Origin of the sequence: Micromonospora sp. NPDC048871 (genome assembly GCF_043198155.1) — a bacterium.
GTDB lineage: Bacteria > Actinomycetota > Actinomycetes > Mycobacteriales > Micromonosporaceae > Micromonospora.
The window spans coordinates 36,744-56,537 of the sequence record NZ_JBICUM010000014.1 but is presented as its reverse complement, the minus strand read 5'-3'; the positions used below and the strand labels follow the sequence as shown (position 1 = coordinate 56,537).

Here is a 19,794-nt window from a genome sequence, read left to right as displayed (position 1 = left end):
GCTTTCGGCATACCCGCCGAGCAGCACTTTTTGCAGGTGAGGCCGAATCTGAGCTCGATTGGAGGTCCGCTGGGATGGCTACCGAGGGCTACGATTTGAAGACGGTCCGGTGGCGGGGTACGGGGATTTCACCCTCCGCCGTGAGACTGCCTGGTGCCCAGACCAGAGCTACCGGAGGATCAGGGCAATGGACGCAATCGAAGATCCGCCGGCGGTCGACCCGGTCAATCCGTTCTCCCCGACAGCGGTGGCCCGAGTCACCGACGGCGGTGCGCTCGCCGCCACCACCGTGGTCACGGTGGCCATCCGGGACGCCCTCGCCCACCTGGACAACTACCTGCGCACCGGCAACGGCGGCACGGTCGCCGTGGTGGGTGACTACGGCACCGGCAAGACCCATCTGGCGGCCGAACTGCTGGCCCACGCCCGGCGCGGCAGCGTCGGGGCAGGTCAGGCCGTCTACCTGGACGCACCCGCGGACACCTTCCTGTCGCTTAGCCGCCGGTTCCTGGGCCGACTGTCCCGGGAGGCGGTACGCGCCCTGGTGCAGGGCTACCGGGCGGAGGTGACCGAGACGGCGGCGCAGCGGCCGGCCGGGTCGGATACCCGACTGCTGGCCGAGCGGTTGCGTGCCGAGTTGGCCGAGGTCACCACCGACCCCTCCGTCGGCATGGTGCTGGCGATGCTGGCCGACCCGGCCACGGAGGCCACCGCCTGGGACTGGCTGATGGGTTACCCCCCGGGGCCGGCCTTGACCGCTGCCGGGGTCACCGCCCGGTCGGATGTGGAGTCCGGCGCGGTGGAGACGATCGGGGTGCTGGCCCTGCTGCACGCCCGCCGCCACGAACGGTTCGTGCTGGTGCTGGACGAGTTGGACAAGATCCTGTCCACCGCGGGGCGGCCCGGGGACGAGACCATGGCCCGGTTCGCCCGGATGCTCGGGGTCTTCGCCTCGGCCGGTGCCCTGCTGGTGATCGCCGGGCTGCCGGAGCTGCTACACCTGCTCTCCCCGCAGGTGCGCCAACGGATCGGGCCGATCGTGCGGATGTCCGCGCTCACCGCGCAGGACGTCCGGGACTTCATCCGGCAGAGCCAACTGCGGGCCTTCGGTCAGGCGAGACTGTCCCCGTTCACGGTGGAGACCACGGAATACCTGACCAACCTGACCGACGGGGTGCCCCGCCGACTGATCCGGTTGTGCTATCACCTGTATCAGCGGGCCATGCAGGAGGGCACCCCGGTCACCCATCGCATGGTGCGGGAGGCGGTACGGGTCCAGTTCGACCTGGCCAGCCGCCAGGATGTCGCCGCCGACGTGCGGCGGGTGCTCACCCAGGAGGGCTGGTCGTACCAGCGGGACCACCTGATCGGTTCGCTGCGGGACCTTCCGGTGGACTTCTGGGTGCCCCTGGACGAGCAGGGCGCCGGATGCTGCGTCCTGCTGACCGAGTCGGTGCTCAAGGTCGAGGAGGTCGACGAGCTCAACCGTCGGGTGGTGGCCATCCGCTCGGCCGTGCCGGACAGCGAGGTGATCCTGGTCGTCGTCGGGCATCTGCCGGCGGAGTTCTCCGCGGACCTGACGGAGACCTTCAGTGCGGAGCCGATCGTTCACGATCCGCAGACCTTCGCGGAGGATCTGTCCGGCAGCGTCAAGGCCTCCATGCGGCGGCTGGAGCAGACCCTCGGGGCGGACGCCCTGACCTCCGTACGGCAGCGGGTGGAACGCATCCAGCGGCAGCAGACCAACGCCCAGCGGTCACTGGAACGGCTGTCGTACCAACTGGACGAGATCCGGGGGGACCTGCGCCCGGACGCCCGAGGGCCGGTGCGACGCGAGCCGGCCGCCACCAATCCCCCGGGCGAGAACGGGCTGACCAGTGCCCTACCGGGCCGGGTGACTCGGGTCTTCGTCGAGGCCGTGCAGGCGCTGGACCAGCTAGTCGGCTTCGAACGTCACCTACGGGACGCCTTCACCCCCTCCCGGCCGGAGGCTCGCCGGTCCGGCGAGGCGGCGCCGCTGCTGCGCGCGGGCCTGCGGTCGCGGGACGTCCAGCGGGCCCTGGGCACGGCCCTGGTGCTGCGCCGGCTGATCGAGGCGTTCCGCGACGGGGTCGAGCAGTGGTACGTGAACCACCGGCACGCGCCCCACCCGGCCGACCTGCAACGGCTGGACCGGCTCTGCGAGACCTACGACGGGATCGCCGAGTACCTGCCGCTGTTCCAACTGGACCTGCTCGACGACCTGGCCCTGCCGGAGGGAGGGGCCCCGGCCGAGTCGACGGACCGGTCGCTGAACTGGTCGGAGGCCCGGTCGATGTTCGACGGGCTCAGCGGCCAGGTACGCCGACAGGTCATCCAGGGCTGAGGCCGCGCCCGGGAGCGGGATCCTAGGCCCGGTCCCGGGCCAGTTGGGTGCCCACCCGCCACATGGCCTGGTCGGCGTGGCTGACCCAGTCCTGGTCCAGGCACACCCCGAAGAGGTACTCGTCCGGGGCCAGCAGGTAGTAGTAGACCGCACCGATCTCCAGATCCAGCACCAACCGCTCCACCTCCCCGGTGATCGCCCGGCGGAGGTCCCGGCTGACCTGTAGCGCCAGCAGGGACAGGTCCCGAGCCAGGCGCTTGTAGCCGGTACGCCGGTCGGCCACGGTGGCACCCCGGTTGAAGAACTGTTCCAGATCCGGGTGCCCCAGGATGTCGACCGCGCCGACCTGCTCCCCCAGCCGGTGATGACTGAGATAGTGCAGCCCGGAGGGGCGCAGGGCCTGCACCAGGACGGCCTCGCTGTCACCCACCTCGGTCAGGTAGGGCCGGTTGTCGCCGTCCGAGGAGGATGGGACATATGTCTCGGTCTGCCAGCCGCCCGGATTCTGTGACGGCTGTCGTACCAGCCCCCGCAGGTCGGTGGCGAGCCTGGCGGCCCCCTGGTCGGCCTGGCTGGCCGCGGCCGGGTCGACCACCGGGTCGGTGGCCGGTGCGGTGCTGGCGAAGCCCACCACGTGCTCTCCGCCGGTCGTGGTGTTGCAGAAGACGTAGTCCACCCGGGTCTGTGCGGCCAACCGCACCAGCCCGCCACATTGCAGGTGCCAGACCCGTCGGCTGAGTTCGGCGGCCCGGTAGACCAGCTGGGCGCCCACCCGGCGGTACGCCTCCCGGCGCTGGGTCAGGTCGGTGTGCCCTCGACCGGGCGGCGCCGAGTCGTGGGCCAGCAGGTCGAGCGAGAAGTCGAGCACTCCCCCGGTGTAGTGCGCGAGGTGGTAGACCGACGGATTGTCCAGGAGCAACTGGCGACACAGGTTGCGCTTCTTGCGGAAACCCGGGACGTCCTGCTCGGCGGACTCCTCCACCACGGCACCGATCAGCTGCGGGTCGGTCACCTGGTCACTCCTCAGCTTCTCGGCACGTCGATGTCGGTGTCGGTCAGCGCGGTCACCCCGAGGTCGTCGACCCCGTCGCGGCGGGCGATGATGGCGGCCAGGTTGGCGGCGGCGTCGCCGGTGCAGGGGTGTCCGCGGCCCAGGAACCGCAGACTGGTCAGGTGGGTCTCCTGCTGAAGTCGTACGGCGTCGGCCAGGTCACCGTGGGCGGCCAGGTGACCGGCCTGGGCCGTCGCGGCGGTCAGGGTCCAGGGGTGGGCGTCGCCGAGCCGGGCCCGCAGGGTACGCATCCCCCGCTCCCCGTCGCGGATCGCGTGGTCGTACTCGCCGGTGCCCCGGTGGCAGATGCCCAGGTCCACCGAGCAGACCGCGGTGAAGGGGTGCCCGGTCTCCAGGGTCCGCTCGTAGCCACGCAGGCAGCGCATGGCGTGCTCGACCGCGACCCCGGGGTCCCCGGCCCGGTAGTAGTCGATGGCCATGCTGAGCAGGCTGGACCGGGTCAGGGGGTGGTCCTCCCCGAAGCGGTCCCGGTAGCCGCGGAAGGTCTCGATGCTGCGCTTCTTGGCGGCCAGGGTCAGCCCCAGGCGGCGCTCGGTGACCGCGAGACTGCGGTTGACCTGGAGTTCGTCTAGTTGGGAGGCGGTCCGCAGCTCGTGCACCCGCTCCAGGGTGCCGCGCAGGGTGGTCAGCGACAGCTCGTACTCGCCGACCTCCCGCTCCAGGGTGCCGACCAGGCAGGAGGCCCGCCAGGTCGCCGGCTCCTCCGGGCCGAACAGGGTCATCCACCGGTCGAACAGTTGGTGCGCCAGGCGCAGGGCCTCCCGGGCGTCGCCGGTCAGATGGAAGGAGATGGCCAGGTTGTTGATCGCCATCCGGGTGTTCGGATGGTCTCCCCCGAGCACCTCGAAGTAGCCGTTGAGGGTGGCCTGATCCTCCACCAGGGCGTCCTCGAACCGGCCCAGCCCTCGCAGGTCACCGCCCCGGCCCCGGCCGGCGATGAGGGTCCGGAAGTGCCGCAGCCCGTAGCGGCGACGCTGCTCGCTGAGCACCTGCTCGTCCAGGCGCAGCGCCTCCTGGGGCCGGCCCAGCACCCGGTGCAGGTTCGCGGTCTGCACGAACAGGCGCATGGTCAGCTGGTCGAAGTCGCCGCCGGCCGCCCACCGGTCACAGGCCTGCTGGGCCAGGCGCACCGCGGACTGCCAGGCGTCGCTGTCGCCGAAGTAGAACAGGTAGCGGACCTGCTTGACCACCCAGTGCCGCACCCGGGGGTCGTCGGCGGTCAACGCCCCGGAGGGCACCAGGTGACGTTGCAGCTCCTCGAAGATCGGCAGGTAGCGGCGGTCGTCGGCCTCCGGGTCGGTCGGCGCGTACCCGGCCAGGCCGTGCAGGACCTGGCGGTGTCGTTCACCTCGCTCAGGCTCGGGTATCGACTCGCGGATCAGCACCTGGATGGCCCGGTGCATCCGCAGGGCGGCACCCCGTCCCCAGTCGATGTCGAACAGGGCGAAGCGGGCCCCCACCGCCAGCACCAGGTCGATCTCCCCGGCGGCCAGCAGCATCTCCTCCGGGTCGGCCTCGGCCGCCGCGGCCAACTGCACCAGCATCGAGGTCGAACGCAGCAGCGGCAGACCGATCCCCTCCGGGGAGAGGTACGCGGCGATCTCGGCCACCCGGATCGCCAGCGCCCCGAACTCGGTGTCCCGCAGGGTGGCCAGGGTGTTGTCCAGCACCCGGGCCACCGTGGAGGTACGCGAGCCCGGGATCCGTTCGGTCGGCTCCTCCACACCCGGGCGGCTGACCCCGGACAGCAGTTCCTCCACCGACCGGCTGACCGCCACCAGGTTGGGCACCCCCTCCAGTTCCAGGGTGCGGGTGCGCTCCCGGATCCAGGCCGTGGCCAGCCGCAGCGCCAGGGGCAGGTGGTCGACCGCGGCGGCGATGGTCCGGGCGTCCGCGGCGCTGATGCCGAGCATCCGCCGCAGCATGGTGACGCTCTCGTCGCCGCTGAAGGCGGCCACCTCCAGCGGGGAGGGCAGGTTCGACGATCCGTCGTCGCGGGAGGTGAACAGGATGTGACCGGCACCGGGGCGGGGCAGCAGCCCGGACAGCACCTCGGCGTCGTCGGCGTTGTCGTAGATCAGCAGCCAGCGGGCGATGCTGCCCCTGGGTGCCGACAGGGCGGCCACGGCCGCCTCCGCCGCCCCGACGCTGTCCACCACGTTGATCTCCTGGGCCAGCTCTCCCAGGGCCGTCTGCACGGTCTCCCGGTCCTGGGCCGGTATCCACCAGACCACGTCGTAGTCGTAGGCGAAGCGGTGGGCGAACTCGCGGGCGATCTCACTCTTGCCGACCCCGGCCCCGCCGGTCAGGGTCACCGGCCCACCGGCGTCGGTGAGCTGGTCGCGCAGTCGTTCCAGGTAGTCGCTGCGGCCGACGAAGGAGTCGTTGCGGGCCGGCAGGTTGGAACGCAGCCGCCGATCCGTCTCGGCCGGGTAGCGCGGGACCGAGCGCAGGTCGCCGGTGGGCTGGGTGGGCGCGATCAGGCCCAACTGGCTCAGCAGCAGAGGTTGGGCCCGGGCGGCGTCCACCTCGCGCAGGTCGATGATCCGGCTGGCATCCAGGTGGCTCGGTGGCTGACCGTCGGTCAGCACCCCGAACACCTCGATGTCCGTGCCGGCCGTCAGACCGGCCCCCAGGGCCTTGACCACCCCCGGGGAGAGCAGGGCCAGCACGGTGGCGTCCGACTCGTACGCCGGTGCGGCGCCACCCCGCAGGGCGTGCGGGTGGACCTGGACGTTGGCCCGCCGCAACTGCCCGGCGATCCAGTCGGCGTACGGCCGCTCCGCCGGCTCGTACAGCACATGGATCTCGTCCGCGCTCTCCGCGCGTTCCAGCAGCACCCCCCGCCGGTAGCGGCGGCGGATCCGCTCGGGCACCTCGGCCACCCGGGTCACCGCGCCGCCGCTGATCCAGGAGGCCATCTGCTCGTACGCCGACAACAGGCTGCTCTGCTCGCCCGGGGTGTCGGCCAGCACGGCCAGCACGTCGTCGTAGGTGTCGTAGGTCGGTTCCGGCACCTCCACGATCTCGATGGCGGAGTTCGGTGCCCCGGTGGACTCGTCCAGCAGCTTCGCGAAGGCCTTGCGGGCCGAGTCGCGGGCCTCGCCGTACCAGGGTTGGCTGACATCCCGCAGGGTGGGTGCGGCGAGGATCCGGATGCCACCGGTGGCCTGCCGCTGCAGCTGGTCGGCCAGGTCGGCGGCCTGCTGGAGGGCGGGACGGCGGGGCGGAATGCAGACCACGGCGACGTCGCTGAGCATCGCGGCGTAGCTGACCCCCGGCATGGTGAGATCCACCGGGGTGTCGATCAGGACGTAGTCGTAGCCGGCCTGGCGCAGCAGCAACCGGGCCCGGACCGGGTCGACCTTGGGCAGGCCGTCGACCTCCATGCTCACCCCGACCAGGGCGAACCCGAAGCTGGTGCCGGGGATCGCGTACCGGTAGAGCATCCCCTGCTCCGGGGCGGGCGGCCCGCTCAGCGCGGAGGGGCGGTGCCCGGGGGCGTCCGGATGCGGGCTGGTCAGGGTGGCCAGCTCCGCGCCGTACACCCCGGCGCTGGCGACGGCGTCGACCCGGAAGGAGCGCAGGTAGTCGTAGACCCGGGGGGTCTTGGTGCACCAGTCGACCGCCAGCACCCGCTTGCCGTTGGAGGCCAGGATCCAGGCGATGTTGGCCACCGCGCTGCTGCGCCCGGAGTTGCCGCTGGTCGGCGACACGAAGGACACGATGGTGCAGTGGGCCGCCGGTTCTCCCCCGCCCACGGCGGCCGGGCCGCCCGGCTGGTCAGTCGTCGCCATCGATCGCACTGTTCCAGCCTGCGTACTGGTCACCGGCGGCGGCACTGCGGCGTTGCAGGCGGTGCAGCGCGGCCAGCAGGACCTGACTGGGTACGCCTTCCAGGGTGGCCAGGTCCACTTCGGTCAGATCGATCAGATCGGAGCGCAACACGTCTTCCCCGGTGTCCAACCCGATCACCGCCTGTCTGCGTATCGCATATCGGGTCGCCTCGAAGCCGGACATAGATCGTTGGCCAGATCCGCTGCGTACGCCCATGATAACGGTACGGCGTCGACCTCACGGGGGCCCGACTTACCGTCCGGACTGTAGGAAACGGACCGGTCGAGGGCGTTGCACCTCGGCGTCCTTCGATGTGACAGCCACCCTTTCAATGTCGGTTGTCGATGTATGCTGGTGGGCCCGACGGCGGCCCGCCAGCCGTCGCCAGTTCGTGGAGCCCTGATGCCCGGATCCGATGAGGACCATCGGCCGGCCGCTGATTCAGCCGTCCGCCGCGCCCCGCCGATCGCCCTGCGCCAGTTCGTGCTCAAGCTGCACAGTCGCTGCGACCTGGCCTGCGACCACTGCTACGTCTACACGATGGCCGACCAGCGCTGGCGGGACCTGCCCCGGACGATGTCGCCCCGGGTGCTCGAGGCCACCGCCCGGCGCATCGGCGACCATGCCCGCGCACATCGACTGGACCGGGTCTCCGTCGTCCTGCACGGCGGGGAACCCCTGTTGGTCGGACCGGCCCGGATCGAGCACGCCGTGTCGGCCATCCGACAGGCGATGGCCCCGGTACCGGTGCGGATCACCGTGCAGACCAACGGCCTCCGGCTGACCGAGAGCTACCTGCGGCTGCTCGACCGGCTCGACGTCCGGATCAGCCTGAGCCTCGACGGTGACCGGGACGCCCACGACCGGCATCGACGCGGACCGGACGGGCGCGGCAGCCACGATCGGGTCGCCACGGCGATACACCGGCTGACCACGGGCCACCCGCACCTGTTCAACGGTCTGCTGTGCACGATCGACCTGCGCAACGACCCGGTCGACACGTACCGCAGCCTGCTGACCCACCGGCCCCCGACGGTGGACTTCCTGCTGCCGCACGGCACCTGGCACACTCCCCCGCCCGCGCGGGTGCCCCAGCCCGGATCCACCCCGTACGCGGACTGGCTGATCGCGGTCTTCGCGCAGTGGTACCACCAACCCGGACCACCGGTACGGATCCGCCTCTTCGACGAGATCATCCAGGTGCTGCTCGGCGGCACCTCCCGACTGACCGGGGTGGGCACCAGCGCGGTGACGGTGGCCGTGGTGCAGACCGACGGGGCGATCGAGATGGACGACACCCTGGCCGCCGCGTACGACGGCGCCGCCCACACCGGACTGCATGTGCTGCGGGACCCCTTCGACGCCCTGCTGGACCTGCCGGCGGTCCGGCAACAGCAGGCCGGGCTGGCGGCCCTGAGCGCCACCTGTCGGGCCTGCGACCTGGGTCGGGTGTGCGGGGGCGGGCTGCGTACCCACCGCTGGGCGGCCGACACCGGCTTCGACAATCCGTCCGTCTACTGCCCCGACCTGTACGCCCTGATCAGCCATATCGGGCGCACGGTACGCCGCGACCTGGCCCGGTTGTCCGGGGCGGCCCGGTGATCCCGACCGAGCATCGGCTGCCCCGGGCAGTCCTCGACGAGTTGGCCGCCGGGCGCGGCGGCGCGGAGGGGGTGGCCCTGTTACGGGCCGCCCAACACAGCAAGTCGATGCTGCTGGTCCGCGCGATCGTCCTGCTGCTGCGCCAGCGGGGACACCCCGACCGGGCGGCGGTCGAGGCGGCGTACCGGTTGTTGGCCGGGCTGCGGCCCGAGCTACGGGCCGCGACGCTGGCCCATCCGCCGGCCGCCGCCTGGGCCTTCGGCACGGCGGCCCTGCTGGGTGGGGAGGATCCGACCCGGACCTACCCCGGGCTGCTGGCGGCGGTGGCGGCCACCGCGGCCGTCCGCGCCGGGGTGGCCGCCGACCTCGAGGTGCCCCTGGCGGCCGGGGCGGCCGGCCGGTTGGATCTGCCCGGTCTGGGCACGGCGGAGCTGCCGGCCGCCACCACCCGCGCCCGGGTCCGGGTCGTCCGTGGACACGCCTGGGCGCACGGCGCGGGTGAGCGGATCGCCATCGGCGTCGGCTCCACCGACCCCCGGTGGCAGCCGGTGCCCCGACTGGTGTTGGCCCACCACGGGCTGCGGTTGTCCCTGCTGCTGGACACCCGCAGTTGGCGGCATGTGCCGGGTATCGGCACCGGCCACCGCATCGGCGGGAAGTTGACCCCGGCCTGGCGGTCCCGACTGGAGGAGGCCTGGCGGCTGCTGGTCGAGCACCACCGGCCGGTCGCCGAGGAGATCGCCGGAGCGTTACGGGCGTTGGTGCCGGTCGAGGCACCCCGGTACGGCAGCCGCAGCGGCACCTTCCACCACGCCTTCGGGTCGGTGGCCATGTCCCTGCCGCCGGACGGCCGATCCGCCGCCGTCGTGCTGGCCCACGAGATCCAGCACGCCAAGCTGGCCGCCCTCACCGACATGTTCGCCCTGCTGGAACCGGGCCCACCGGAGCTGTTCTACGCGCCGTGGCGGACCGACCCCCGGCCCCTGGACGGGTTGCTGCACGGGGCGTACGCCCATCTGGGGGTGGCGGGGTTCTGGCGTCGGCAGGTGCGGGCGACGGCCACCGGGGCGGCCCGGTATCGCGCGGAGGTGGAGTTCGCCCGGTGGAGCCGGGCGGCCGAGGACACCGTGCGGGTGCTGGCCGCGCAGCGGCGACTGACCCCGGTGGGTCGGCACCTGGTCGACGGCATGGCCGCAGTCCTCTCCGGTTGGGTCCGGGAACCGGTCAGCGCCCTGGCCGCCGAGCAGGCCGGTCGGCTACTCGCCGAACATCGCGCCCGGTGGGACCGGTCTCGCACGCCGACCGGTTGACAACTCGTATCGCTGAACTCCACTACGCTGGGTCCATGGGGGAGGACAACGATCGATCAATGCGCCGTGAGTGTTTCGTGATCGCACCGATCGGCCCGGAGGGCTCGGAGATCCGCAAACGCAGCGACCAGATTCTCAAGCACGTCATCCGACCGGTGGTCGAGGAGCGGGGCTACGTGGCCGTGCGGGGCGACGAGATCGAACGCGCCGGCATGATCACCTCGCAGGTGCTGGACCGGATCATTCAGAACGACCTGGTCATCGCCGACCTCACCGACCAGAATCCCAATGTCTTCTACGAACTGGCGGTGCGGCACGCCCTGCGCAAGCCCTTCGTGCAGTTGCTGGCGAAGGGTCAGCAACTGCCCTTCGACGTGCAGGGCATGCGGGTGATCCTGGTCGACCACACCGACCTGGACAGCGTGCACCACGCCAAGGATCAGCTGGGTCGGGCCATCGACGCCTTCGGGGAGGGCGCCGACATCGTCACCCCGATGTCGGTCGCCCTCACCCTTCAGGAGCTACGCGGCTCGACCAGCCCTCGGGAGGCCGGTCTGTCGCAGATCATCGAGACCCTGCCGCAGATGATGGACATCCTCCAGGATGTGCAACGTCACCTGGGCACGGGCGGTTTCACCGAGGGGTCGGCCGACGACGACAACCGTCGGCTGCGCACCCTGGTCGACTCCCTGGCCACCCGGGGCGCGGTGACCGCGGACGAGTTGAGCGAGCTGCTGGGCGGCGGCAGCAGCCGGTTCGAACGCTGGGTGGAAAACCTCATCCTGCGGGTGGGCCACACCAACAGTCACCGCCCCGACTGAGTACCCCGACCCCTCAGCCAGCCATGACCCGGGCGTGCAGGTCGGTGACGACCAGACGGGCCGACTCGAAGGCCCCGGCCTGCCAGGCGATGTAGTGACTCAGGTGGTCACCGGCGAAGTACACCCGGCCGTCGGGCTCCAGCAGCCGCCCGTAGTGTCCGCCAGTGGTGCGCGAGGGCCACGACACCCAGCCGCCCTCGGAGTAGCGGGTGCGTTCCCAGGCCACCGAGAAGGAGGACTCCAACTCGGTGCGGTACTTCTCGCCGTGGATGCGTACCCCCTGGGCGACCGCGCGGGCCTCCCGGTCCGCCGGGGACAGGGCGGCGTACGCCCGGGCGTTGGCCCCGTTGTTGTAGTACCCGACCACGACCCCCTTGGCGCCGTGGTAGCCGTAGGAGGGGTACCAGATCGCGGACAGGTCCAGGTTGGTGTTGGTGATGCCGGAGTAGATCTTGTCGTCCTGCTCCCACCACCGCCGACGGTACTGCAACCCGATCTTGCCGGTGGCGTTCGGGGAGGCGTACGCCAGGGCGGTCCGGACCGGCTCGGTGAGATTCGAGGGGATCTTCGCCAGCACCTGCGGCGGGATGGTGCAGACACAGAAGTCCGCGGTCGCGGTGCGTAGTTTTCCACCCGGCCCGGTGTAGACCACGGACACCCCGGAGCCGGTGTTCGTCAGGGAACGGACCTCCGCGTCGTAGCTGATGTGGCGCCGCCCCACGGCCTCCGCCAGGGCGTACGCGATGCGGTCCATCCCCCCGACCGGCTGGAACATCAACATCGCCTGGTCGTAGCCGAACTCGAAGGAGAAGTACCGGCCGACACCGCTGGCCAGCACGTCGGACAGCGGGTAGGGGGTGAGTCTGGGGATGCCCGCCTGGAAGCCGGCGCCCGGTTCCACCTCGTAGCCGCGCCGGTTGGTGCCGGTGTAGCGCCAACTGGCCGCCGGATCACCGGCCACCCGGGGACCGATGGCGCCGAAGGACCGCAGGAACTCCAGCAGCCGCTCCTTGTCCTCGCCGGTGAGGTGGGTGTCCAGGGCACCCTGGTCGGTGGCCTTGGCGAGCAGTTCGGAGACGTACCCGTAGACGTCGGCCTTGGCCTCCCGGTGCCGCACGGGTTGCCCGGAGAGGGCCCCGACGTTGTCGTTGAAGTAGTAGCCGTCCGCGTTCTGGTTGCCGAAGATCTCGACCGGCACCCCCAGTTCCCGGCAGTAGTCCATGGTCACCATGTGCTGGGCGATCCGCGCCGGACCGGCGTTGAGGTACTGGCCACCGGCGAAGCGGGCCCGCTGGGTGTGCCCGTCCAGGTCGGTCTCGACCGTGCCACCCCGCACCGTCCAGTTGCGGCCGCCGGGACGGTTGCGGGCCTCCAGGATCTGCACCCGGTAGCCGGCCTTGCCGAGTTCGTACGCGGCGGCCAGCCCGGCGATGCCGGCACCGAGGACCAGGACGGACTTCGCGGACCGGCCGGTCAGGGTGAAGTCCGATCGGTCCGGCGCCCGAAACGGCGGCGCCGCCTGTGCCGGTGGTGCCAGTCCCAGCGCGCTCATGGTGCTGTAGAGGACACCTGCTCCACCGGACACCCCGACGGCCTGGAGGAACTGCCGTCGTGTCGTCGGAGTTGTCATCGCCGCCTCCCTCACAAGATCGAGGTATGACGATCTCAACGGGGAGTTTCACCGACGTGGCTACGTGGTTACGCTTGATCGACGTGACCCGATGTTCGATGACGACTGGTAGCTCACAACCCCAGGGCCTTGCGGGCTATCTCGCGCCAGTGCGGCACGTCGACGCCGCCGCGATCGTCGGTGATGACAAGCTTTCCCCGCGCACCACCGCCCGACTCGTACGGCAGGACACCGTTGCGGGCGTACCAGTCCTCCTTTTTCGCCCACTTGGCCGCATACCTAGGGTCGGTGAGCATGCCCAGGTGTTCCCAGTAGACCGTTTCGCCGAGGTCGGTGTCGATGGTGAAGTCCGGACGGACCGTACGGCCGTCGTCTCCGGTGAACGGCTCCTCGTACCGGTACACGGCGTTCAGCTGCCGCAGCAGGTTTGCGATGATCACTTCGCTCTTGCTCCGGACCAGCTCCCCGCCGTCGGTACGGTGCACCAGGCCACGGTCGATGACAGTCCCGTCGACCTGGATCGGCTGGGACGGCACGAAGAGGTTCGTCAGCCGACCGGCCGTGTCGGACCATACCGCCGAGCTGTACTTGGCGACCTCGTTCAGGTCGGCCTCGTGCAGCAGGATCACCTTTCTGCTCTGCCGGGTCAGCGCCGTGTAGAGCAACTCGCGGCTCAGTCCCGCGCCGTCTGCGGGTAGCACCACGATGGTGATGCCGAACTCGCTGCCCTGCGCCTTGTGGATGGTGATCGCCCAGGCGAGTTCCAGCATCGCCGCCCGGTCGTTGTCGGCCCAGTCGTAGTAGTCGTACTTGACGCCCGATCGTCCGCTGAATTCGACCTCGATCTTCCAGGGGCGTTTGACCCACTGTGATCGGGTCTGCCCCACCGCCACACCGAGTTCGCCGTTGGCGACGAAAGGCTCCGCTCCCTTCGGGTAGACCCCGTTCTCGCGGAAGGTGTGGTTGCGGATGTTAATCACTTTGTCACCGACGGCGATCCGCTCCGGGCCGATCGGCTTGGCGTTGTAGCGGTTGAGCCCCGTCGACTGAGCCAGCGCCTTGGCACCGAAGGCGTCCTTCAGCGCTCGATTGATCTCGGTGGTGCCCCAGCCGCGACCACGCACCGGCGAGAGGATCTGCCAGGCATCGGCCCGGGCACCGGCACCCTTCGGGAAGTAGAGGTTGCCCTTGCCGGAGACCTGGCCGCCGTAGCTGCGGCCGAAGGCGTTGGCGAGTTCCTCGTCGGATGCGTCGCGGAGTTCCGTGACCTCTTCGCGCAGCACGGCGAGCAGCGTGCGAAACATGGTGGGTTGCTGATAGTGGACGGCTCGCAGGGTGGGTAGGTTCTCTCCGGACCGCAGCCGCTCCCAGATGAGGTCTGCCGCCGGGGACAACTCGCCGTCGGCGAACCAGCTCGCCAGGATCAGATCGTCGCGTTCGTCGCCGGCCTGCCTCCGAGGAATCGTGAGCTCGGCGTAGTTGGGCGCGCAGCGCGGGTGGCGAGTAGCGATGTCCTCGGGCGCAAGCCGCCGGACGATGTCGACGAACGGCCGACCGGCGCCGATCGGCGGCAGCTGCCGCGGGTCGCCGACGAGGACCAGCCGCTGTACGCCGGTCACCGCGTCCAGGAGCGCGGCCAACTGCTCCTCGGTGAGCATCGACGCCTCGTCCACGACGACAGACTTGTAGTTCGTGGCGCGGCTCTGCGGGTCTCCGGTGATCAGGTACCGCTCGCGCTGCGGATCGTACCGTCCCTTCTTGATCAGGAACTGGGCAAGGGTGACGGCCTCCGCCTCCACCCGGTGTGCCAGCTGCACCCGGGCCTTGCCGGTCGGAGCGACCAGCAGGACTCCCCCGGCGGCGACCGCGCCGGTGTGCCGCAGCACCTTCAGCAGGGTGGTCTTGCCGGTGCCGGCCGGGCCGATCAGCACACTGATCCGCGACGAGTACAACGTTTTCAGGGCGGCGACCTTCTCTGCTCGCGCGCGGTCCTCCGCTTCCCGCTCATGGTCGGTCAACCCGTCCTTGACATCACCGAGAGCCGCATCGAGCAGGGCGACGAAATCCGGCTCGCCTCCGATCGGTGCGGCCTTGGCCCGCTGCTCGACCCGGTCCCGGATCAGTGCGCCGACCGTGGCCAACTCGGTGAGCTGTAGCGCGGGAGCGCCGTCGGGCAGCAGCAGCCCGGTCAGTGGCGAGCCCGACGGCAGCGTTCCGGCCGAGAGTTGGTGTGCGTCGAGGACATCGGCGCTGACCGGACACGGCGCACTCAGCCCGTGTTCGGCGCGTTCCCGGATGTGGGTGACCAGGTCGGCCTGGGGACGCAGCGTGTGACCGGTCACCTTCTCCCGTTGCAGTTCGTCGATCAGCAAGGCCTGTACGCGCCGCGCATCGAGCCCGTCGTCCATCGCCGTGGGTTTCGACAGCGGATACGCGGAGGCGATTTTCGCGTCGGGGAAGCATCCTCGGTCGATCACCGAGAAGGACACCGGTTCCTGCTGGTCACGGTCGGCCTCGAACAGCAGGTACGGGTTGGCGATGATGGCTTCGTCGGTCAGCGCGGGATCGCGCTGCTCGACCACGAAGAAGCGTTCGGCCTGCTCTCGGGTGAGGGAGAAGCGGCTGAGAAGTTGCAGCAACTCCCGCCGCTCGGGCTTCAGCGCCTGCCAGGTCTTGCGCAGGCTCGGAGTGAGGTGAGCGGAGGCGCTCATGCCGAGACGCTCGGGATCCACCATCGCCTGCTCTAGGGTCGGCCACGGATCGGCGTCGGGGCCTGCGGTCGCCGCGACCATGTGGGCGAAGGTGACAGATCGACGCACACCGAACGCAGACAGGGCGCTGGCCAGCCCAGGACGCGGGCCGCGCAGCTTCCACAGCCGATTGAGCTGTGCCTCCAGCCAGTCGAACCCGAGCCGCCCAGCGTCGTCGCCGAGGATCCGCTGCGCGTTGTGGCCGGCGGCCTGTAGGGCGAGGAGGGCGTCGATGGCGAGGTCGTGACTGACATGCTCGGTGACGTACGAGAAGGCTACCCAGCCTGCCTCGGGCGCGTAGGCCAGGGCATCACCGACATCGACATTGTCGGTGTCGCGGGCGGCCAGCAGAGCCTGGTACGGCAGCAGGAATCCCTGCTGCTGGTCCGGGCGCAGCGAATGCTCGACGGTGGTCTCCCACATCTGCGCCGGGAACCGCTCACCGCCGCTGCTGTGGTAGGCGCCGGTGGGCGTCACCTTGGCGACCGTCGCCGCGCCGACCAGCAGTCGGCGCGGGTCGTCGGTGAGTGGGCTGTGCTTGGCGTAGAAAAAGACGAGGCTGCGGTCGGGCTGCACGGTGTCGAAGAAGGCGTTCAACAGCGACCGCTGGTTGTCGCCGTGCATCACCCAGTGGATGTCCTTCCAGCCGGTGATTGCGTCGACCTGCTCCTCGAGGTCCGTCTGGAGACCGATCTGGCGTTCCTCGCCGAGTGCCTGAGCCTCCTGCCGCGACATCCACCGGAAGGGCACCGCCTGCGCCGAGTAGGGCGGAAGGGGCTGCGGCGTGGGCAGGAAGGTCGCGAATGCTGGGTTCTTGTCGGTGAACGGGTGGACCCGCTGGAACGGGATCGGCCGCGGCGACATGAAGGTGGCGCGTTCGGCGACACACGGTGGCGTGTCGCCGAACGGCAGATCGGTGAGCGGCCTGCCGGCCAGATTCTGTTCCTGCTGGTCGCGCCGGTTCTTGCCGATGGTCGGCAGGAGTACGCAGGAGCCATTGCCGCGCGGGTCGTGGCATACCGTGCCGTTCCATCCACCGTCGTGCCAGGGGACACGAATGGAGATGTGCTCGATCGGCCCTACCGGCTTGCCCATGGACTCTCCTCGTTGACAACTAGCGTTCAGACCAGCCGGGTCATCGGTCTCGTGACAACCGGTTGAGTGTCCTGCTGGCCTCGTGGCGTCGACCGGCACTGAGTTGCAGCAGAGCGATCTGGCGCTGTAGGTCGGTCATTCGGGCGTCGTCGCCGTCAAGAACCGGTCGCAGTTGGCGCAGCAACTCCTCCAGCGTGCGCAGGGCGCGAGAGTCGTCGCCGATGCGGCTGTAGCAGGCGGCCTCCCGCTTGCGGCAGTGCAGAAGGTGGTCGAGATCCGAACTGGGATCAAGGTCTGCGGCGGTTTGGGCGTACGCCTGAGCCGCATTCCAGTAGTCACCACCGTCGAACCACCTGTCGGCGAGTTCGAAGCCGACGCTCCGGGTGGGTCGTGGTTCGACGGTGCCCGGCGAATCAGCGCCGTTGATGGTGGGCTGTGCCGGCGCGGTGGCTGGTGCGTCAGCGAGGACCCGGCCCAGGATGCCCGCGTACATTCGGACAGAACTGCGCTGCGACGGCGGGCCGAGGGCGCCGGGCAGGTGTCCCAGGTCACGGACGAACGGCAGTAGCCGCTGGTGAACGGTGTGCGCGTCGGTCGGGCGGTCTTCGGGTCTCTTCGCCAGCAGGTCGAGCACGAGCCGTTCCAGGCCGGCCGGTATGTCTGCCCGCACGTCACACAGCGGCGGCGGTGGCTCATGGACGTGCTGGTTCATGAGCAGGTACGTGGTCGATCCGTCGAACGGTCGCTTACCGGCAAGCATTTCGTGCAGGGTGCAGCCCAGGGCGTAGAGGTCGCAGCCGGGGCCGGGCTCGTTGGCGCCGAGAAACTGCTCCGGCGACATGTAGGCCAGTGTTCCTGGGTGCTGATCACTGTGGGTGATCTTCGAGAAGTCGGGAAGCGCGGGAGCCACGGCCAGTCCGAAGTCCAGCACCTTGACCGCGCCGGCCGGGTCCAGCATCAGGTTGCCCGGCTTGAGATCACGATGGACCAATCCGGCCTCGTGCGCGGCGACGAGCACGGCGCAGACCTGCGCGGCGATGGCCGCCGCCCAGGCGATCGGCAGCGGCGCCTGTTCCGCGATCAGGTCGGCGAGGTTGATGCCGCGAATGCGCTGCATGACCAGAAAGGGACGACCATCCTGGTCACCCCAGTCGTAAACCGCCGGCACGCCCGGATGTTCGAGCCGGGCCATGATGCGGGATTCGCGCCGAAACCGGCGTACGAGGGCATCGTCGTTCCGGTCGGCCTGCAAGCGGATGAACTTGACCGCGACCTCTCGGTCGAGGGTGGTGTCGCGGCCGAACCAGACCTGTCCCATCGCCCCGCCGGGAACCGGCAGCGCCTCCAACTCGTAGCGGCCGTTGAGCAGACTCCGCTCCAACACACCCGCCTCCGTCGGTCCGCCACCAGTGGACGCAGCGAGCCAATTTGTGCTCGCTTACGTCGAACCAACGAATCGTAATTCGATCATGCGATCTGCGGAAACCAATGAAGCCGGCAGAACCACATTCACATGTCGGCTTACCGACAATGCAGATTCCCCACTGCGGTACGTGATTCGGCGACATCCACGCGTGACCACTGGCGCTGCTTGCCCTTACGCAGAAATCCGGTCACTCGAAGCGGGACGGGTCGCCGGCACCCGGCGGAGGACCTTTGGCTCGTCCTGCGGGGGCTGGCTACCGTCGACCGCCGGCACTCGGGACGACGGTTTTGGTCGACAGCGGCGGGGCCGGCATCAGTGGGGCGTCGCGGCCGGTGCCGTGCCGCCCGTCGTTGCGGGCCGTCTCCTCGTGGTAGTCCTGCTCCACGTTGACCGACCAGACGTCGTGGCCGGCGTCCCGGACGATGTTCTCGGCGGTCAGCATCGCCGTGAGCATCGAGTGGTCCTGGTTGTTGTAGCGGTGCATGCCGTTGCGCCCGACGGGGTGCACGTTAGGCACCTCGCGCGCCAGCCACTGCCGGATCACCTCGACGTTGCGCTGGTAGCGCTCGTCGTACACCGGGTACGCCTTCGGCATCCGCACCACGTGGCCGGCCTCGACCACCCCGGGGCGGACCAGGCCCAGCGTCTCCAACTCCCGGGTCGCGGCGGCGATCAGCTCCGCATCGGGCGTACGCCAGGTCTCGTCGTCCACCGACACGAAGTACTCCAGCCCGAGGCAGGTACGGCCGTCCTTGACCAGGTACGGCGACCAGGAGCCGAAGTTCTGGATGCGGCCCGCCTTCACGTCCGGATCGTGCACGTAGATCCAGTTGTCGGGGAAGGAGAACTCCGCCGGCACCACCAGCGCCACGGTGAGGAAATCCCGGTGACGCAGATCCTCGGCGGCGGCGAGAACCTGCGGCGGCGGGGCCGGACGCAGCGCGGCCACCAGTTCCGAGATGGGCATCGAGGAGATGACGTGATCGGCCGGCTCGGTGCGTCGGCCGTCGACGCCGTCGACGGTGACCGCTGTCGCCCGACGCTGCTGCGGGTCGCGGTGCACAGTGGTGACCCAGGTGCCGGTCTGCACCGTGCCGCCGCGCCGCCGTACCTGCTCGGCGCAGCGTTCCCACATCATGCCCGGCCCCAGCTTGGGGTACTGAAACTCCTCGATCAGGCTGGTCACGTCCGTGCGGTTGCGTTTCGGCAGCACCGCGTTGCGCACCGCCTTGGCCAGCGACAGGTTCTTGATCCGCTGCGCCGCCCAGTCCGCCTGCAACTGGTCGGCCGGCATCCCCCAGACCTTCTCGGTGTACGTCTTGAAGAAGATCGAGTAGAGCCGCCAGCCGAAGCGGGCCGACACCCACCCCTCGAAGTGCGACTGGTCCGCCGGTGGCCGCAATCGCGCCCGGGCGTACGACGCCATGCACCGGGTGGCTTCCCAGAGGCCGAGGTTCCGTAGCGCGTTACCGGCGTTGAGCGGGTAGTCGTAGAGCGCCCCCCGATAGTAGATCCGGCTCATCCGGGGACGCAGCAGAAAGTCCTCGTTCGGCAGGATCTCGTGCCAGAAGTCCTCGACCCGGGACACCTTCGTGAAGAATCGGTGCCCGCCGATGTCGAACCGCCAGCCATCCCGCTCGACCGTACGGCTGATGCCGCCGACCACCTCGTCGGCCTCGAACACCCGCACCGGGGCACCGTGCCGCAGCAGCTCGTACGCCGCGGTCAGCCCCGCCGGACCCGCACCGATCACCACGGTGCCGTACTCGTCGCCCATGTCCCCGCCACCTAACGTCCCCCGACCGACCCGGCCGGTTACCCGCCATCGCGGCGACATCACCTGCGCGACGCGGGTGTGGTCGCCGCCGGATCGGGTACGCGGCCCC

At 70.1% G+C, this 19,794-nt stretch carries 11 protein-coding genes; 4 read left to right on the top strand and 7 right to left on the bottom strand.

Going from position 1 to position 19,794, the window contains the following annotated elements:
- Positions 1–187: 187 nt before the first annotated feature.
- The gene (locus ACGFIK_RS24180) at positions 188–2,365 is read left to right on the top strand and encodes an AAA family ATPase (protein WP_327025792.1); all 2,178 of its coding nucleotides are present in this window, start codon (positions 188–190) and stop codon (positions 2,363–2,365) included.
- Between the two features lie 22 nt (positions 2,366–2,387).
- On the opposite strand, the gene ACGFIK_RS24175 is transcribed toward ACGFIK_RS24180, so the two are convergent.
- The 3 genes from ACGFIK_RS24175 to fxsA are packed head-to-tail and all read right to left on the bottom strand — an operon-like array spanning position 2,388 to position 7,412.
- Complete coding sequence (locus ACGFIK_RS24175) at positions 2,388–3,377, bottom strand: hypothetical protein (RefSeq protein ID WP_327025791.1); 990 nt, start codon at positions 3,375–3,377, stop codon at positions 2,388–2,390.
- Positions 3,378–3,388: 11 nt separating this feature from the next.
- Positions 3,389–7,234, bottom strand: a complete 3,846-nt coding sequence (gene fxsT, locus ACGFIK_RS24170; protein ID WP_327025790.1) for an FxSxx-COOH system tetratricopeptide repeat protein — start codon at positions 7,232–7,234, stop codon at positions 3,389–3,391.
- Positions 7,221–7,412 carry an FxSxx-COOH cyclophane-containing RiPP peptide gene (gene fxsA / locus ACGFIK_RS24165; RefSeq protein WP_327025789.1) on the bottom strand — a complete coding sequence of 64 codons (192 nt, stop codon included), beginning with the start codon at positions 7,410–7,412 and terminating at the stop codon, positions 7,221–7,223. Before fxsA ends, fxsT begins: the two co-directional genes overlap by 14 nt.
- A gap of 264 nt (positions 7,413–7,676) precedes the next feature.
- Between fxsA and ACGFIK_RS24160 the strand changes: the two genes are divergently transcribed.
- The 3 genes from ACGFIK_RS24160 (at position 7,677) to ACGFIK_RS24150 (ending at position 11,007) form a co-directional block, all read left to right on the top strand.
- Positions 7,677–8,876, top strand: a complete 1,200-nt coding sequence (locus tag ACGFIK_RS24160) for an FxsB family cyclophane-forming radical SAM/SPASM peptide maturase (RefSeq protein WP_327025788.1) — start codon at positions 7,677–7,679, stop codon at positions 8,874–8,876.
- Positions 8,873–10,186: an HEXXH motif domain-containing protein gene (locus tag ACGFIK_RS24155; protein WP_327025787.1), complete on the top strand. Its 1,314-nt coding sequence runs from the start codon at positions 8,873–8,875 to the stop codon at positions 10,184–10,186. The genes ACGFIK_RS24160 and ACGFIK_RS24155 overlap by 4 nt, the downstream gene beginning before the upstream one ends.
- 77 nt (positions 10,187–10,263) lie before the next feature.
- Entirely contained in the window at positions 10,264–11,007 is a 744-nt protein-coding gene (locus tag ACGFIK_RS24150) for a hypothetical protein (protein WP_327025786.1), read from the top strand.
- A 13-nt stretch (positions 11,008–11,020) separates the two neighbouring features.
- On the opposite strand, the gene ACGFIK_RS24145 is transcribed toward ACGFIK_RS24150, so the two are convergent.
- From ACGFIK_RS24145 to ACGFIK_RS24130, 4 genes are all read right to left on the bottom strand, one after another.
- Positions 11,021–12,637 (bottom strand): flavin monoamine oxidase family protein, encoded by a 1,617-nt coding sequence (locus ACGFIK_RS24145; protein WP_327025785.1) that lies wholly within the window; start codon positions 12,635–12,637, stop codon positions 11,021–11,023.
- A 113-nt stretch (positions 12,638–12,750) separates the two neighbouring features.
- Positions 12,751–16,482: an ATP-dependent RecD-like DNA helicase gene (locus tag ACGFIK_RS24140; protein ID WP_327025784.1), complete on the bottom strand. Its 3,732-nt coding sequence runs from the start codon at positions 16,480–16,482 to the stop codon at positions 12,751–12,753.
- Positions 16,483–16,522: 40 nt separating this feature from the next.
- On the bottom strand, positions 16,523–17,866 hold the full coding sequence (locus ACGFIK_RS24135; protein WP_327025783.1) for a serine/threonine-protein kinase: 1,344 nt from the start codon (positions 17,864–17,866) through the stop codon (positions 16,523–16,525).
- 295 nt (positions 17,867–18,161) lie between these two features.
- Positions 18,162–19,685, bottom strand: coding sequence for an NAD(P)/FAD-dependent oxidoreductase (locus ACGFIK_RS24130; protein WP_327025782.1), 1,524 nt, complete (start codon positions 19,683–19,685; stop codon positions 18,162–18,164).
- Positions 19,686–19,794 lie beyond the last annotated feature (109 nt).